At 72.4% G+C, this 14,677-nt stretch carries 16 protein-coding genes; 5 read left to right on the top strand and 11 right to left on the bottom strand.

The features are described 5' to 3' along the window. Positions 1-56: 56 nt before the first annotated feature. Positions 57-1,646: a phospholipase D family protein gene (locus ACXN5W_RS01035; RefSeq protein WP_473156177.1), complete on the bottom strand. Its 1,590-nt coding sequence runs from the start codon at positions 1,644-1,646 to the stop codon at positions 57-59. 156 nt (positions 1,647-1,802) lie between these two features. Between ACXN5W_RS01035 and ACXN5W_RS01030 the strand changes: the two genes are divergently transcribed. Further along, positions 1,803-1,928, top strand: a complete 126-nt coding sequence (locus ACXN5W_RS01030; RefSeq protein WP_473156176.1) for a hypothetical protein — start codon at positions 1,803-1,805, stop codon at positions 1,926-1,928. Positions 1,929-2,224: 296 nt separating this feature from the next. On the opposite strand, the gene ACXN5W_RS01025 is transcribed toward ACXN5W_RS01030, so the two are convergent. Genes ACXN5W_RS01025 through ACXN5W_RS01015 form a run of 3 tightly spaced genes read right to left on the bottom strand, consistent with a single transcriptional unit; the run spans position 2,225 to position 4,510 of the window. After that, the gene (locus ACXN5W_RS01025; RefSeq protein WP_473156175.1) at positions 2,225-2,983 is read right to left on the bottom strand and encodes a class I SAM-dependent methyltransferase; all 759 of its coding nucleotides are present in this window, start codon (positions 2,981-2,983) and stop codon (positions 2,225-2,227) included. 41 nt (positions 2,984-3,024) lie between these two features. Beyond that, positions 3,025-4,014: a pirin family protein gene (locus tag ACXN5W_RS01020; RefSeq protein WP_473156174.1), complete on the bottom strand. Its 990-nt coding sequence runs from the start codon at positions 4,012-4,014 to the stop codon at positions 3,025-3,027. Between the two features lie 10 nt (positions 4,015-4,024). Beyond that, on the bottom strand, positions 4,025-4,510 hold the full coding sequence (locus tag ACXN5W_RS01015) for a MarR family winged helix-turn-helix transcriptional regulator (protein ID WP_473156173.1): 486 nt from the start codon (positions 4,508-4,510) through the stop codon (positions 4,025-4,027). A gap of 133 nt (positions 4,511-4,643) precedes the next feature. Here ACXN5W_RS01015 and ACXN5W_RS01010 point away from each other — a divergent pair, with 133 nt between their 5' ends. After that, entirely contained in the window at positions 4,644-5,222 is a 579-nt protein-coding gene (locus ACXN5W_RS01010; RefSeq protein WP_473156172.1) for a DUF1684 domain-containing protein, read from the top strand. 110 nt (positions 5,223-5,332) lie between these two features. Here the strand turns inward: ACXN5W_RS01010 and ACXN5W_RS01005 are convergent, their stop codons facing one another. Beyond that, positions 5,333-5,962 carry a YflT domain-containing protein gene (locus ACXN5W_RS01005; RefSeq protein ID WP_473156171.1) on the bottom strand — a complete coding sequence of 210 codons (630 nt, stop codon included), beginning with the start codon at positions 5,960-5,962 and terminating at the stop codon, positions 5,333-5,335. A gap of 212 nt (positions 5,963-6,174) precedes the next feature. Between ACXN5W_RS01005 and ACXN5W_RS01000 the strand changes: the two genes are divergently transcribed. Beyond that, positions 6,175-6,675: a metallophosphoesterase family protein gene (locus ACXN5W_RS01000; RefSeq protein ID WP_473156170.1), complete on the top strand. Its 501-nt coding sequence runs from the start codon at positions 6,175-6,177 to the stop codon at positions 6,673-6,675. Positions 6,676-6,782: 107 nt separating this feature from the next. Here ACXN5W_RS01000 and ACXN5W_RS00995 read toward each other — a convergent pair whose 3' ends face one another. Next, a complete protein-coding gene (locus tag ACXN5W_RS00995) occupies positions 6,783-6,998 on the bottom strand; it encodes a DUF3072 domain-containing protein (RefSeq protein WP_473156169.1) in 216 nt (71 codons plus the stop codon). 182 nt (positions 6,999-7,180) lie between these two features. Here ACXN5W_RS00995 and ACXN5W_RS00990 point away from each other — a divergent pair, with 182 nt between their 5' ends. Further along, positions 7,181-8,260 (top strand): NAD(P)/FAD-dependent oxidoreductase, encoded by a 1,080-nt coding sequence (locus ACXN5W_RS00990; protein ID WP_473156168.1) that lies wholly within the window; start codon positions 7,181-7,183, stop codon positions 8,258-8,260. A gap of 112 nt (positions 8,261-8,372) precedes the next feature. On the opposite strand, the gene ACXN5W_RS00985 is transcribed toward ACXN5W_RS00990, so the two are convergent. From ACXN5W_RS00985 to ACXN5W_RS00975, 3 genes are all read right to left on the bottom strand, one after another. After that, positions 8,373-9,653, bottom strand: coding sequence for a cation:proton antiporter domain-containing protein (locus ACXN5W_RS00985; protein ID WP_473156167.1), 1,281 nt, complete (start codon positions 9,651-9,653; stop codon positions 8,373-8,375). 130 nt (positions 9,654-9,783) lie between these two features. Next, entirely contained in the window at positions 9,784-10,461 is a 678-nt protein-coding gene (locus tag ACXN5W_RS00980; RefSeq protein ID WP_473156166.1) for an HAD family hydrolase, read from the bottom strand. 9 nt (positions 10,462-10,470) lie between these two features. Beyond that, positions 10,471-12,624: an ATP-binding SpoIIE family protein phosphatase gene (locus ACXN5W_RS00975; RefSeq protein WP_473156165.1), complete on the bottom strand. Its 2,154-nt coding sequence runs from the start codon at positions 12,622-12,624 to the stop codon at positions 10,471-10,473. 202 nt (positions 12,625-12,826) lie between these two features. On the opposite strand from ACXN5W_RS00975, the gene ACXN5W_RS00970 reads away from it, so the two are divergent. Further along, positions 12,827-13,669, top strand: a complete 843-nt coding sequence (locus ACXN5W_RS00970) for a membrane protein (protein WP_473156164.1) — start codon at positions 12,827-12,829, stop codon at positions 13,667-13,669. Between the two features lie 163 nt (positions 13,670-13,832). On the opposite strand, the gene ACXN5W_RS00965 is transcribed toward ACXN5W_RS00970, so the two are convergent. Then, entirely contained in the window at positions 13,833-14,210 is a 378-nt protein-coding gene (locus ACXN5W_RS00965) for a DUF6401 family natural product biosynthesis protein (protein WP_473156163.1), read from the bottom strand. Positions 14,211-14,370: 160 nt separating this feature from the next. Next, positions 14,371-14,583 (bottom strand): hypothetical protein, encoded by a 213-nt coding sequence (locus ACXN5W_RS00960; RefSeq protein ID WP_473156162.1) that lies wholly within the window; start codon positions 14,581-14,583, stop codon positions 14,371-14,373. Positions 14,584-14,677: the final 94 nt, after the last annotated feature.

Raw genomic sequence — 14,677 nt, 5'->3', positions numbered from 1 at the left:
ATCACCTCAAAACTGGACATCGTGCCAAAGATGTTTGTCACAAGGCCAAGGCTTGGTCACCACGTCCGGCGCAACCGGGCCCGAATCGGCCGGCCGTCCGGGTCGTAGACGAGCCGGTACGCCGGCAGTGCCCAGAGCTTGGTCGCCCAGCCCAACCGTTCCGGACGGTGCGGCCTGAGCCGGCCCGGCGGCCGAGGCCCGCGCCGCCCGCCGTCGTACCAGTCCTGCAGCGCATCGGCGGCGGCGGAGATCGCCTCCACGGCCCGGTCCGGCTCCAGCAGGTCGCCGTCCCCGCTACCGTCGGCGGCCCGGTCCAGATGCTCCCGCCACAACCGCAGGCGCAGCTCACGGGCGTACCGCCGGGCGCCGTCACCCAGCCCCGCCGGATCGGTCGGCTCCCGACCGTCGGGCGTGTCATCCAGGACCGCGCAGGACAACTCGCTGTCATGGGTCCAGGACCGCCGGTTGAAGTTGTCGCTGCCGACGCTCGCCCACACGTCGTCCACCACGCACACCTTGGCGTGTACGTAGACCGGCGTCCCGGCGTGGTTCTCCACGTCGAACACGCGGACCCGATCCCCACCGGCGCGCTGGCAGACCTCCAACGCGATCTCCCGGCCAACCTGGTTGGGCGGCAACGCGAACCTGCCGTCCACGTCCGGATGCCGCGGCACCACGGCCACCAGGTGCAGATCCGGGTTTTCCCGCAGGGCGGCGGCGAACAACTCGGCCACATCCTTGGACCACAGGTACTGGTCCTCCAGGTAGATCAGCCGGCGGGCCCGCCGGACCGCCTTGGTGTAGCCGCGCGCGATGCTCCGTTCGCCGTCCGGGGCGAACCGGTAGGCCGGTCGGACCGCGGGGTACGTCCGCAGCACCTGGATCCGGTGCGGCCCGGCGGCCGGTGGGTCGGGCGGCTGGGCGGGCAGCGGATCGGGCCGCAGATCCGCGCCGCGCAACCGGTCCCGGACATACGCCACCGGATTCTCCGAGTCCAACGGCATCGGGTCGGTCCAGCGTTCCCGGAACACGGTGTCCAGGGCGCCCACCACCGGGCCGCGCAGCTCCAACTGGACGTCGTGCCACGGCGGGTGCTCGCCGTACCGGGCGGACATTCCAACCGGCTGCGGATCGCCACCGTGCTCGGCGTCGTCCCGCCGGCTGTGGCACAGGTCGATGCCGCCCGCGAACGCCACATCCCGCTCCGGAGCGGCCGGGTGCCGCAACACGATCAGCTTCTGGTGGTGCGAGCCGAGTCGGCGTACCCGCTGGTCGAGCAGCACCTCGCCACCCGCCTCCGAGACCTGCTCGCTCAGATTGCGGTTCTCCTCCTCGCTGTACTGGAGCCGGTCGAGGTGGGACCGCCAGACCAGCCCCTTGACCACCACGCCGCGCCGGGCGGCGGCCGCGAACAACTCGGCCACGGTCGGTCCGTCCGTACGCAGCCGCTGATCCGGGTCACCCCGCCAGTCGGCGAAGAAAAGGTGGTCACCGGCGTCCAGCGCCTCGACCTCGGTCACCAGGCGGTCGAAGTACGCCGCTCCGTGCACCAACGGCTCGGCCTGGTTTCCGGCGCTCCAGACGGGTAATCCCGATGTCGGGTTGGCGCGTTCCCGTGCGGTGAGGAACCAATCCTCGATCGCCACGTGCAGCCCCTTTGGGTCGACAACGTCCTCACCGTAGGACGGTCACCACATCCACGCACGTCGGATGGGGGTTCGCCCGGACCCCGACCCGGACGCCCGTCGATGGAACGGATGAGAACGGACGCAAGTGCAGAACCGTGAGCCTGGGGAGGCAGCATGACCACCGAAACGGCGCGTACCGACACCAGCAACGACCAGCACCTCGAGGGTGAGCGGGGGATCATGCTGGCCATGCTCGTGATGGTGCTGCTGGGAGTGGCGGGGATCTTCGTCACGACCTGAGCTTTTTGTCGGTCTTCGCCTGGGGTGGGGGTTTCGCCGGGGCGCAGGCTTGATCCCGTCGTGGGCGGGCCCGGCGAAACCCGGGGCGAAAGCTTGATCCGGTCGTGGGCGGGCCCGGCGAAGCCCTTGTGGCTGACCGACGCCGCTACCGTGACCGTGGATTATCAGTGCCCCTGATGGGGCAGCAGGAATCCACGATGACCATCCACGGGCGGGCGTGAGGTGCGGTTTCGGTTCCGGGTTGGGGCGGGGCTGACGGGACGCCTTGGCGGCTGGCTCGAACGTGGATCGTGGGCTCAGAAGGGGTGGAAGTCCGTGAACGGCGGCTCGACCGGTTCGGGTAGGCGGTATGCCCCGCACCGGTCCACCAGGGCGGCCCGGGGATCGTCGCCGACCCGCCGCAGTGTGCCGCCCGGGAAGGCGTCCGGAACCCGCGTCCAGCCCAGGTTCCGCTCGTAGTAGCGCACCGCCGTCCACACGGAGGGCGTCCAGAGATCGTCGAGGATGACCAGCCCGCCGGGCCGGACGATCCTGCGCAGGAAGTAGAGGTCGACGAAGACCTCGTGGAAGCGGTGGCTGCCGTCCACGAACGCCGCGTCCGCGACGAGGCCCTCGGCGACGAGTTCCGGCAGGGCGATCGAGGACACCGTGGACATCAGGGTCGCGATCCGGTCCAGTCCGGCGTCACACAGCAGGTCCCAGCCGGCATTCGACCAGGCGCTGCCCTGGAACGGGTCGATGATGACGTGCCGGGGACGTGGCGGGTCGATGGTGGCCAGGTCCTCGACGGTGACCGGTTCATCGACGGCGGCCAGGGCCTCGACGGTGGTCAGGGCCTCTCCGATCGCGAGGGCCGAGCTGCCGTACGCGAGACCCACCTCGACCACCGTCGCCGCCTGCTCCGCGACCAGCAGGTCACGGAGCAGGTCGCAGTCGGTCTCGGGCAACGTCACCGTCTCGAAGTCGAGATCGCGGTCGCGGGTCCGGGGCGGACCCTCGTGGGCCAGGCGTTGGCGAACCTCGCGGATCCGGGCACTGGATTCCCTCGTCGGCATGCCGCGAGTCTTCGCCCCTGCGGCGCCCGAGGCAAGTCGGGCTACGGCCGGCCGGTCTCGCCGCCGGTGTGCGGCAGCCGCTCGGCGGGTACGACGCCGAGCCGGCCAGCCTGGTAGTCCTCGAACGCCTGGACCAGCTCGGCACGGGTGTTCATCACGAACGGGCCGTAGTGCGCGACCGGCTCCCGGATGGGCCGGCCGCCCATCACGTACAACTCCAGGGCCGGGGTGTGGGCGTCCTGGCGGGCGTCGGCGGCGAACCGGATGACGTCACCCGGCCCGTACACCGCGAGTTGCCCGGTACGCACCGGCCGGCGGTCGGTGCCGACGGTGCCCCGGCCGGCGAGCACGTACACCAGCGCGTTGAAGTCCGGCCGCCATGGCAGGTCCACCTCGGCGCCCGGCTGCACCGTCACGTGGCTGATGGTGATCGGGGTGTGCGTCGACCCCGGTCCCTGGTGTCCGGCGACCTCGCCGGCGATCACCCGGACCAGGGCACCGCCGTCCGCGGTGGTGACCAGGGCCGACTCCCGGCCCCGGATGTCCTGGTAGCGCGGCGGGTTCATCTTGGCCGACCGGGGCAGGTTCACCCAGAGTTGCAGGCCGTGGAAGAGACCGCCGCTGGCCACCAGGTGCTCGGGCGGCGCCTCGATGTGCAGCAGGCCGCTGCCGGCCGTCATCCACTGGGTGTCGCCGTCGGTGATGGTGCCCCCGCCACCGTTCGAGTCCTGGTGGTCCATGATCCCGTCGATCATGTACGTGACGGTCTCGAAGCCGCGGTGCGGATGCCACGGGGTGCCCTTCGGCTCGCCCGGCGCGTAGTCCACCTCACCCATCTGGTCGAGGTGGACGAACGGGTCCAGCTCGCTCATCGGCACCCCGGCGAAGGCCCGGCGGACCGGGAATCCCTCGCCCTCGTACCCGCTGGGCGCGGTGACCAGCCGGCGGACCGGACGGTAGCTGGTGGTGGCGGGGTCCTGGTGGGGCAGGCGGGGCAGGATCAGGACGTCGTCGACGGTGATCGCGGGCATGGTGCGCTCCTTACGGCTTGCTCTGACTCGGGGGGACCGCGGGGCGGTCGGCGCGCAACCGCGCACCGAGCCGCTGGAAGACGCGGGTGAGGCAGGCGATCTCGGCGTCGTCGAGGTCGTCCATCAGGTACGCGCGGACGGCGGCCAGGTGTCCCGGGGCGGCCTCGCGCAGGGCCAGCAGCCCGGCGGCGGTCAGCACGGCCTCCTGGCCCCGGCGGTCGTCCGGGCAGGACTGCCGGGCGACGAGGCCCCGACGCTGCATGGCGGAGATCTGGTACGTCAGCCGGCTCGGCGAGAAGACGAGCCGGCTGGCCAACTCGCCCATCCGGAGCCGCTGGCCCGGCGCCTCGGAGAGCAGCACCAGCACGTGGTAGTCGGCGAAGCTCAGCCCGCTGTCGGCCCGCAGGTCCTCCTCGATCCGGGTGAGCAGCAGCTGGCTCGACTCGACGTACGACCGCCAGCCGGCCAGCTCCGCCGCGCTCAGGCTCTCCGTCATGGGCCAAGAGTAGCGCTAGTTCAAAATTTAACAACCTTCGCTCGTCATGAGTGACACGCATCTCAGCATCGTCGGATGGCCCTGTACTTCTTATTTGAAGAGCCGACCGTCGGGCGCGGGCTACGGTTGCCCGATGGACGACCTCGACGTACTGGACTGGCGGGAGCGGACCGCCCGGCTCTACCTGTCGACGGAGGATCTCGGCGGCTTCCGGGCGGCCCGCGACCGGCTGTTCGCCGAGCACCCCGCGTCACCGGCGGCCGGTGATCCCGGCTTCACCGGTCTGCGTTACTTCCCGCCGGCCACCGACGCGATCTGCGAGGTGCCACTGGAACCCGCCGAGGGCACCGAGCGGATCGACACCGGCGGACCGGACGGAGTTGTCACGTACCGCAGGGTGGGTGTCGCGCGGACGCCCTGGGGCGCGCTCACGCTGTGGTGGATCGAGGCGTACGGCGGGGGACTGTTCGTGCCGTTCCGCGACGCCACCTGCGGCCGGGAGAGCTACGGCGGCGGCCGTTACCTGACCGACACGGTGAAGGGCACCTTCGGCCGGGGCCTGACCGTGCTGCCGGACCGGCGGGTACGGCTCGACTTCAACTACGCGTACAACCCGAGCTGCTGCTACTCGGACGACTGGGCCTGCCCGCTCGCGCCACCGGAGAACCGGCTCGACGGCGCCGTCCGGGCCGGCGAACTCACCTACCGCTGAAGGCTGAAAGCCTGAAACGGCTGAAAGGAAGGGCCCCTGTTATCGCTTTTTGTATAGGAAGGGGCCCTTCCTGACGTTCGGGTACGGGATCGGCGCCTCGACGGGCCTGGCTAGTGCGGCGCCTCGGGCGGCCGGGCCGACTGGTTCGGTTGGGATCTGGCCATCGACTGCCAGCTGAGCCGGCTCAGCATCTGCCGCGCCTGCTCGGCGAAATCCGCGTCGGCGGTCACCGCGTACTCGCTGGCCTGTAGCGAACTCGCGGAGCTGAAGTCCCGGCGGCCACCGGTCATGGCGTGCGCGATGGCGCCGAAGATCGCCCCCCAGATCGCGCCGATGATCAGCGCGATGACGATGATCGCCAGCCAGTTGCCGGCGGTGAAGATACCGAACAGCAGACCGATGAACAGACCGAACCAGGCCCCCGTGCCGGCCCCGGCCAGCGCGGCCCGGCCGTTCGTCATCCGGCCCAGTACCGTTTCGACCAATCGCAGGTTCGTCCCCACGATCGCCGTGTGTTCCACCGGGAACCGATTGTCGGCCAGGTGGTCTATCGCCCGCTGCGCCGAGGCGTAGTCGGGGTAGGAGCCGATCGTCACGCTCGGCCGGCCCAGCTCCGGACCACCACCATCGCCGCTCGGCGCGGTGGCGGGCTGACCGGTCGGTCCCGGAGGAAAGGTGTCGGTCCTACCCGACATGCCCGACGGCGTCGGCACCCAGCCCGGTGTCGTGTTCCTGGTCATGAGCTGCCTCCTTCGTCCGCGCTGGATTCCCGGTCGGCCCGGTGGTAACCACGCGGCGCCGGCCCGATGTCCGCGCGGCGCCGACCGCGCGGCGCCGACCGCGTCGACACACGGCGCCGACCACCCGGCGCTGCCGGCGTCGACACACTGATCACCGCGACGTCGACGGTGTCCCGGGGCAGATCGCGGGCCCGGCCGGGCACAATGGGCCGATGCGCCTGGTCGTCACCGCCGACACGCACGTACCGAAGCGGGCCCGGGACCTCCCGGCGCGGCTGTGGAGCGCGGTCGAGAGCGCCGACGTGGTGCTGCACGCGGGCGACTGGGTGACGGAGGAGCTTCTCGACGCCATGACCGCGCGCAGCCGCCGGCTGGTCGGGGTGTACGGGAACAACGACGGCCCGCAACTGCGGGCCCGACTGCCCGAGGTGGCCCGGATCGAACTCGGCGGGCTGCGGTTCGCGGTCGTCCACGAGACGGGGCCCAGGCAGCGGCGCGAGGAACGGTGCGCGGCACGGTTTCCGGACGTGGACATCCTGGTTTTCGGGCACTCCCACATCCCGTGGGACACCGTGGCTCCGGGTGGTCTGCGGCTGTTGAACCCCGGCTCACCGACCGACCGCCGGTCCCAACCGCAGGCCACGTATGTGACGGCCGAGATCGCGGACGGGCGGCTGGTCGAGGTCGAATGGCACCGCCTGCCGCCGCGCTGAGGCCACCGCTTCGCGCTGAGGTCAGCGCCCGCGCTGAGGGCACCGCCCGTGATCCCACGGTCGGACCCGGCGCATCCGGGCGCCTGCCGCGGGATCGCGGGAGCGGCTCACTGGCCGCGGCCGGTCTGCTCCTGCAACTGCTCGATCCGCTTGGCCGCGTCGGCCTTGGTCATCGACTCCGGGGCCTCCGTACCCGCCTCGCGGGACAGGGTCTCCAGGTACGAGCGCTGGGCGGCGGTCCACGGCTCCTCTCCGGTCACCCACTCGTCCGGATCCTTGATCGCACCCTGCGCGTTGGCCTGCGGGCTGTTCAGATCGCTCATCGTCTCCACCTTCTCTCGAACGCGCGTACCAATACCCCCGCCGCCTCGCGGCCATGCGTACCCGGGGATCTTTCTCGCCGTCGCCGTCGCCGTCGCCGTCCCGCCCGCTGCGCCGCCTGCTGATCGCGCCCCCGGCGCGTTTCCGTCGCCCGCTGAGCGGGATGGTCGATAGGATCCGCCGAGTGAGCGGTGGCAGCGCGGGCGTCACGGTCGTCGGAGCCGGCATCGCGGGACTGGCCTGTGCCGGGGAACTCGCCGCGGCCGGCGTACCGGTCCAGGTGCTTGAGCGGGGCCGAGTGCCCGGCGGTCGGATGGCCAGCCGGCGCTTCGACGGCCGGCCCGCGGACATCGGCGCCGCGTATTTCACGGTCGGCGACCCCGACTTCGCCGCCACCGTCCGGCGGTGGGCGACCGCCGGCCTCGCGCGGGAGTGGACCGACACGTTCGTGGCGTACGACGGCGTGGACCGGCGAACCGTGTCCGGCCCGATGCGCTGGGCCGCCCCCGCCGGCCTGCGGTCGCTGGTCACCGAACTGGCCACCGGTCTGTCGGTGACGACCGACCGGCTGGTCACGCTGGTCGAGCCGGGACCGAGGGTGGACGGGGAACCGGCTGGCGCGGTGGTCCTGGCCATGCCGGGTCCCCAGGCCCTGCGGCTGCTCGACACCCCGCTCACCACCGCGCTGCGGATCGCCGAGGCGCAGCGTTGGGCGCCCAGTCTCGCCGCCGTGCTGCGCTACCCGCACCGCCGCTGGACGGACTTCGCCGGGGCGTTCGTGAACGGCCATCCGGTGCTCAGCACCGTCTGCGACGACGGTGACCGGCGCGGGGACCGGGCCCCGGTGCTGGTGGCGCACACCACGGCCGACTTCGCCGGGGGATATCTGCCGCAGCCCACCCTCGCCGGCCCCGAGATCGAACGTGCGGTGCGGGACCTGCTCGGGCTGCCCGAGCCCGCGGCCGAGGTCTTCGTCCACCGCTGGACCTACGCCCGCCCAGATCACCAAACCGGGCCCGACCACCAGACCGGGCCCGACCACCAGACCGGGCCCGACCACCAGACCGGGCCCGATCGCCGAGTCGGGCCTGATCACCGGGTCGGGCCCGATCACCAGACCGGGCCCGGCCCGCTGGCCCTGCCGTACCACCTGGACGACGACGGGATCGGGTTGGCCGGGGATGCCTTCGGCAAGCCCCAGGTTGAGACGGCCTGGAGGTCCGGGCGGGCCCTGGGCCGCGCCCTCGTCGAGCGGCTCGGCTGATCGACGGCGGGTCGAGCCTTCGGCCCTCGCCCAGCGGCTCGACTGCTTGGGGACCGACCCGGCGCCGGATCCGCGGCGAGGGATCCGGATGGTCCCGGGCGGGCGAAGGCGCTCAGGCGGGGGAGTCCGCGGGGACCCGCGGGGCCGGGGTGGCGGACCGCTCGCCCAGGCGGTCCAGCCGGCGCATCACCGGAGTGGCCGCGACGCCGTGTACGACCACCGAGACGATCACCACCAGCCCCACGGTGGCCCACAGCAGGTCGGCCTGCGGGAAGTCGGCGTGCGAGGTGGCGTACGCGAGATAGTAGAACGAGCCGACGCCCCGGATGCCGAACAGCGCGATGACCCAGTGTTCGGCGGGTAGGCCGGGTGCCCCGCGCAGCGACAGCCACCCGGTGAGCGGACGGACCACCAGGACGAGGGCGAGCCCCACCGCCACCGCCGGCCAGGTGAGCGGCTTCAGCAGGCCGCCCACCACCGCCCCGCCGAACAGCAGCAGCAACAGCACGGTCAGCAGCCGTTCGACCTGCTCGGCGAAGTCGTGCAGCACCTGGTGGAACTCGTGTGACCGTTCGGCCGACCGGATCGCCCGGGCCGCCACGAAGACGGCGAGGAAGCCGTACCCGCCGGCGACCTCGACCAGGCCGTACGCCAGGAAGGTGGCGGCCAGCGCCAGGAAGCCCTCGGCGTGCTTGGCCAGCCGAAGCGTCTCGGACGGTGCGCGGAAGAAGAGCTTGCCGAGCAGCCACCCGATCAGCAGTCCGCCCCCGACGCCGACGGCCAGCTTGTACAGCACGTCCACGGTGAACCAGTGGGCCAGCCAACCCGCCGGGGCCAACCCGGCCGTGGCGACGGCGACGGCCGCGTAGACGAAGGGGAAGGCGAGCCCGTCGTTGAGTCCGGCCTCCGAGGTGAGGGCGAACCGTACCTCGTCCTCGAAGTCCTCCGCGTCGGTCGGTTCGCCGACCTGGACGTCGGAGGCCAGCACCGGGTCCGTCGGCGCGAGGGCGGACCCGAGCAGCAGGGCGGCGGCCGGCAGCAGCCCGGCCCACCACCAGCCGAGCAGCGCGACCGCGCCGATGCACAGCGGCATGGCCACGGCCAGCAGTCGCCAGGTGGAGGACCAGCGGCGCCACCCGAACGGCCGGTCGATCTTCAAGCCGGCGCCCATCAGCGCCACGATCACCCCGATCTCGGTGAGGTGCGTGGTCAGCGTCGGACTGGCCAGCGGATCCGGCCGGGGCAGCCCGGTCGGCAGCAGGAACAGCAGCATCCCGAGGCCGAGGAAGGCGATCGGCATGGACAGCGGCCGGTGCTCCAGGACCCGGGGCAGCACCCCGGCGAGCAGGGCGGCCACGCCGGCGAGCGCGAACACCAGATCGACCGCGTCCACGCCGCCTCCGTTCTCTGTGTGCCCCCACGGGGGTTGTCACCGGGTCACCACCCGGTCGAGGGGATGTCTGCCCGCCCCGCATCCGACGTACGCGGGAACGTGCGGTAGGTCTCAGCCGGTGCGGGCCGGTTCAGGTCAGCTTCGCCAGCGGGGAGTCGTCGAACGACGCCAGCAGGGCGGCCGGGTCGTCGTACACGGCGATCGCGCCGGCCCCGGCCAGTTCCTCCCGGCTGGTCCCACCGCAGGTCAGCCCGACGCAGCCGATGTCCAGCCCGCCGGCGGCGATCACGTCCCAGACCGAGTCACCGACGAACAGCACCCGGTCGGCGTCCAGCCCGGCCTGCTCCAGCGCGGTCGCCACGATGTCCGGGGCGGGCTTGCTCGCCTCGGCGTCCGCCTTCGAGGTGGCGGCGTCGACCACGTCGTCCACACCCAGCGCGGCCCGCAGCGCCCGCAGTTCCGGCTCGGAGGCCGAGGAGGCCAGCACCACTCGCAGGCCCCGGTCCGCGCAGGCCCGTAACAGGTCGCTGGCCCCCGGCAACGGACGCAACCGTTCCCAGTACGCGGCGAACAGCGCGGTGTGGCCGTCGACCAGCTTCTGGTCGGCGTCCCGGTCCCGCTCCGGCCCGAGCAGGTGGTCCAGCAGCTTGTCGGAGCCCATCCCGACAGCCCGGTGGATCCGGGCCATCGGTACGTCCTGGTCCTGCTGTCGGAACGCCTGCCACCAGGAGACCGCGTGCAGATAGGTGGTGTCGACGAGGGTCCCGTCGACGTCGAAGAGCACTCCGGCGGGTCGGTTGGCGTCCATGCGCCTCTGTTACCCCGCGCCACCCCTGCCGACGCGCGGTGCGGCGGACGGGATCAACATCTCGAACCACACCGTGGAGCCACGGACCGTCGGATCGGTGCCCCAGGCGTCACTGAGCTGCTCGATCAGGCCGAGACCTCGACCTCGGCTGCTCAGCGTGTCGGTCTGGGCGCGCACCACCCGACCCCGGGTGCCGCTGTCGGCGACCGAGACCAGCAGCCGCTCGGGGGTGAGGTCGATCTCCACCCGGGCCGCGGTGCCGGCGTGCAGCAGGGCGTTGGTGGTCAGCTCGCTGGTGCAGAGCACGGCGGCGCCGATCACCTGTTCCGGCACCTGCCAGGCGGTGAGCTGATCGGTCAACCAGTGCCGCACCCGGCTCGGCGCGGTCGGCTCGGCGGGCACCTCCATGGCCGCGGACCGGCTGGGCGAGACGGCGTACTCGACCGCCAGCACGGCGACGTCATCCTCGGTGGCACCCGGAACGGCCGTACTGGCCACGGCGCACAGGGTCCGGGGGTCGCCGGCGGGAGCGCCCGCCACGACGGTGGCCAACCGGTCGAACCCGACGGCCAGGTCCTGCTGGCGCCGCTCCACCACCCCGTCGCTGTACAGCAGCAGCGTGTCGCCGGGGAACAGCCGGGTGGTGGTCGCGGTCCGCCGGCCACCGAGCCCGAGCGGGGCACCGGGCGGGACGTCCAGGTAACTGGCCCGCGCCCCGCCGCCGTCCCGGGGGGTACGGCGGAGCAGCGGGGCCGGGTGACCGGCGCTGGCTATCCGCATCCGGCCACCGTCCGGCTCGATGACCCCGTAGACCACTGTCGCGAACAGCTCGTCGCTGCGTGCCTCGGCGCCGAGGCTGGCGATCAGCCGATCGAGGCCGCGCAGCACCCCCGCCGGGTCCGGATCGCTGAGGGCCAGGGCCCGCAGCGCGGCGCGTACCTGGCCCATCACGGCGGCGGCCTGCACGTCGTGCCCGGCCACGTCACCGAGCACCACGGCCAGTTCGCCGTCGGAGAGCCGGAACGCGTCGTAGAAGTCGCCCCCGGCGGCGTTGCCGTCGACGCCCGGCTCGTACCGGGCGGCCAACCGCAGTTGGGGCAGGTCGGGCAGGGTCTCCGGCAACATGCTGCGTTGCAGCAGCTGGGCCGTACCGTGCTGGTTCTCGAATCGCCGGGCCCGCTCGGCGGCCTGGGCGATCAGCTCGGCCGCGGCGGCCAGCAATGCCCGCTCGGCGGGAGCCCAGGTGTGCGGGTCGCGGTACCCGACGGTGATGGCCCCGCGCAGCGAGGGGGTACGCAGCGGCAGCGCCGCGAGCGCCCGGACGAGCTGGTCGTGCCGGTCGGCGGCGGTGGCTCGCAGCGGCTCGCCGTCGGCCACGAAGACCGGGTGCCCGCTGCGGGCGGTCACGACCAGCGGCGCGGACGAGTCGTCGGACTGGCGGCGCCAGAGCGGTGGCAACCGCTCGTCGACCTCGTCCAGCTGGTCACTGCGGATCCGGCGGACCATCCGCCACGCCTGGCCGTCGTCCACCCCGAAGGCGACCTGCTCGGCGTCGAAGGAGGCCAGGGCGTACCGCAGGGCGACCCGGGCGACGTCGTTCAGGGTGAGGCTGCCGGACAGCGCCGAGGTCAGCTCGCCCAGGTTCCGCAGCCGCTGGGTCAGCTGCGCCGTCTCGACGACCACGATCAGGACGCCGAGGACGTTGCCCTGATCGTCGCGTACCGGGGAGAAGCCGCCGCAGAAGACGCGGTATCCCGGTCGGCCCGGCTCGATCGGGCCGACCGGGAAGACCTGCTCGGGGTCGTGGGCGGACTTGCCGGTGTGGTAGACCCGCTCCACGAGATCACCGATCCCGGGCGGCCCCCACATCGTGGCGACGGCCTCGGCGGCGGGTCGGCCCAGGGCGTCCGGGTCGGCGCCGACCAGCTCGGCGAACTGGTCGTTGAAGATCAGCGCGTGGCCCGCTCCGCAGGTGACGGCCATCGGTACGGCCGCGTTGAGCACCATGTCGACGGCGGTACGCAGTGCGGGCTGCCAGTTCTCGGGCGCACCCAGGCGGCTGTCCGGCCAGGGCAGCCCGGTGGACCCGGACCCGCCAGGGCGCGGCACCGGACCCGACACCGCAGCCGGGGGTGCGGGGATCCGCCCTGCCGTACCTGACATGGATGCAGCGTAACGGGAGTGGACAGCCCGGTCCCGATCGGTGACCGGCGCCGTCGGAACCCGATCGGGGGCGGGTGGTATCGGGGGGTGTCAGGCGAATAAGGGGATTATGGGGGAATTTCTCCCGCCGTCCGGCCGGTTGTGGGGCTGGCCGCGGGGTAACCGGCCGGCGCGAACTTCCAGGTGGCAGGGGAGGAACACGATGTCCGAGACCGTCGCGGTGCAACAGGCCGACGTATCGGCCGCGTTGACAGAATTCTGGCGTTATGTAGTTCTCTTCGTACCCAGGGCCGTTGCGTCTCTCGTGATCCTCATCGTGGGCTGGCTGGTCGCTCGGGCGGTTCTCAAGATCGTTGACAAGGTGCTGGAACGGGTCGGCTTCGACCGGGCGGTGGAACGCGGCGGGATCGGCCGGGCGCTGGAACGCAGCCGGTACGACGCGAGCGACATCCTGGCCCGGCTGGCGTACTACGCGGTCCTGCTGTTCACGTTGCAGTTCGCCTTCGGGATCTGGGGCTCGAACCCGATCAGCGACCTGATCGGCTCGATCGTGGCCTGGCTGCCGCGCGCCTTCGTGGCGATCATCGTCTTCGTGGTGGCGGCCGCCATCGCCAGCGCCGTCCGCGACCTGATCACCGGGGCGCTGGGCGGACTGTCGTACGGCCGGTTGCTGGCCGACGTCGCGGCGATCTTCGTGATCGCGCTCGGCGTGATCGCCGCACTGAACCAGATCGGCGTGGCCACCACGGTGACCACCCCGGTGCTGATCGCCGTGCTGGCCACGATCGCGGGCATCCTCGTGGTCGGTGTCGGTGGCGGTCTGGTCCGCCCGATGCAGGGACGGCTGGACGGCTGGCTGAACCGGATCGAGGAGGAGACCCGGGAGCGTCGCGGGCAGGCGTACGCGGCCGGCCGCGGTGACGTCGAGCGCCAGATGGCCGACCGCACCGGCGGGACCGCGCGGCATCCGGCGGGATCGTCGACCGGTGGCGTCTACCGACCCGGCTCGGGACCTCCGGAGGCGGACCGGCCGATCGGTCGGTGACGATCAGAGCATTACCCGGTCCGGGTGCCCGTCGGGTGCCCGGACCGGACGGCGTACCGGTTGCTCCCGGCCGGCCGTCGCGTTTCTCCCTGACCAGGCGGGTTGTCGCGCTTCGTCCACCCAGGCCGAATCCGGGTCGAGGTGGGCCTTTGGCCGTGCGCCGTCAGGCGCGCAGACCGCCACTGCGGGCCAGGGCGCAGACGGCGAGCAGGCGGACCGAGACCCAGTCGGGCTCCGACCAGTCGACCGTGCTGGTCGGCGGTTGCCAGCCGTAGTCCGCGGCGGCCGACCGGACGCCCTCCGCGTACGCGGCGAGGATGTCCAGCCGGGGTACCCGGGCGCCGTGGGTGGGGTCGGGTGGTGTGCCGACGAGCCCGTCCCGGATGGCGGCGGCGTGCTGGTCGACGCTGGCCAGCAGCGCCGGCCGGTGGGCCGCGGCGGCCAGACCGGCGGCACCGAACGACGACAGCAACTGGACGAGTGCCGGTGGTGCCGACCGGTGCCGGGACCGACCACGCACGGTGGCGAACGGACCTCTCATGTCCGCTGAGGCTACCGGTCGGTATCGCGTCTCGACCTCGTCCGGTCGGCCGACCCCGTGACCCGCTCGCGGGTCGCTCGGCGTGCCCCCGTCCGTGCCGAACAGGACGACCGGTCGTGAACCGTCGTCCGGTCGTGAACCGTCGTCCGGTCGTGGGGCGCTATTCGCTGATCTCGGCGTCAGCCGGGCGCCGGCGCGAGGCGTCATCGGCGAGGATGACCGTCGCGACGAGAAGGGCGACCACGACACTGAACAACCAGGACTGGTCGGACAGCAGGCGGGCGGCTACGGGAGCCTGGAGCGCGGCCAGCAGGAAGCCCAGCCACGCGAGGCGGCGCTGGCGCACGGTGAGGAAACCGGAACCCTGATGCATCCGGCAAGTCTCCCCGTTACCGCCGCGAATGCCCTCAGCCGATCGGACCAAATCCGGGGGTTAACTGTCGGTTCCGTCCGTCGTGAGGCTTGTG

The organism is Plantactinospora sp. A48 (assembly GCF_055793945.1).
Note: the sequence above shows the minus strand (reverse complement) of the source record. Positions and strands in the feature narration are given on the sequence as shown.

Coding starts and splice junctions, on each gene's coding strand:
- ACXN5W_RS01005 (WP_473156171.1), bottom strand. CDS start 5,962: ATGACCAGGAACACGACACCGGGCTGGGTGCCGACGCCGTCGGGCATG.
- ACXN5W_RS00965 (WP_473156163.1), bottom strand. CDS start 14,210: ATGAGAGGTCCGTTCGCCACCGTGCGTGGTCGGTCCCGGCACCGGTCG.
- ACXN5W_RS01025 (WP_473156175.1), bottom strand. CDS start 2,983: ATGCCGACGAGGGAATCCAGTGCCCGGATCCGCGAGGTTCGCCAACGC.
- ACXN5W_RS00995 (WP_473156169.1), bottom strand. CDS start 6,998: ATGAGCGATCTGAACAGCCCGCAGGCCAACGCGCAGGGTGCGATCAAG.
- ACXN5W_RS01015 (WP_473156173.1), bottom strand. CDS start 4,510: ATGACGGAGAGCCTGAGCGCGGCGGAGCTGGCCGGCTGGCGGTCGTAC.
- ACXN5W_RS01020 (WP_473156174.1), bottom strand. CDS start 4,014: ATGCCCGCGATCACCGTCGACGACGTCCTGATCCTGCCCCGCCTGCCC.
- ACXN5W_RS01030 (WP_473156176.1), top strand. CDS start 1,803: ATGACCACCGAAACGGCGCGTACCGACACCAGCAACGACCAGCACCTC.
- ACXN5W_RS01000 (WP_473156170.1), top strand. CDS start 6,175: ATGCGCCTGGTCGTCACCGCCGACACGCACGTACCGAAGCGGGCCCGG.
- ACXN5W_RS00960 (WP_473156162.1), bottom strand. CDS start 14,583: ATGCATCAGGGTTCCGGTTTCCTCACCGTGCGCCAGCGCCGCCTCGCG.
- ACXN5W_RS00970 (WP_473156164.1), top strand. CDS start 12,827: ATGTCCGAGACCGTCGCGGTGCAACAGGCCGACGTATCGGCCGCGTTG.
- ACXN5W_RS01010 (WP_473156172.1), top strand. CDS start 4,644: ATGGACGACCTCGACGTACTGGACTGGCGGGAGCGGACCGCCCGGCTC.
- ACXN5W_RS00980 (WP_473156166.1), bottom strand. CDS start 10,461: ATGGACGCCAACCGACCCGCCGGAGTGCTCTTCGACGTCGACGGGACC.
- ACXN5W_RS00975 (WP_473156165.1), bottom strand. CDS start 12,624: ATGTCAGGTACGGCAGGGCGGATCCCCGCACCCCCGGCTGCGGTGTCG.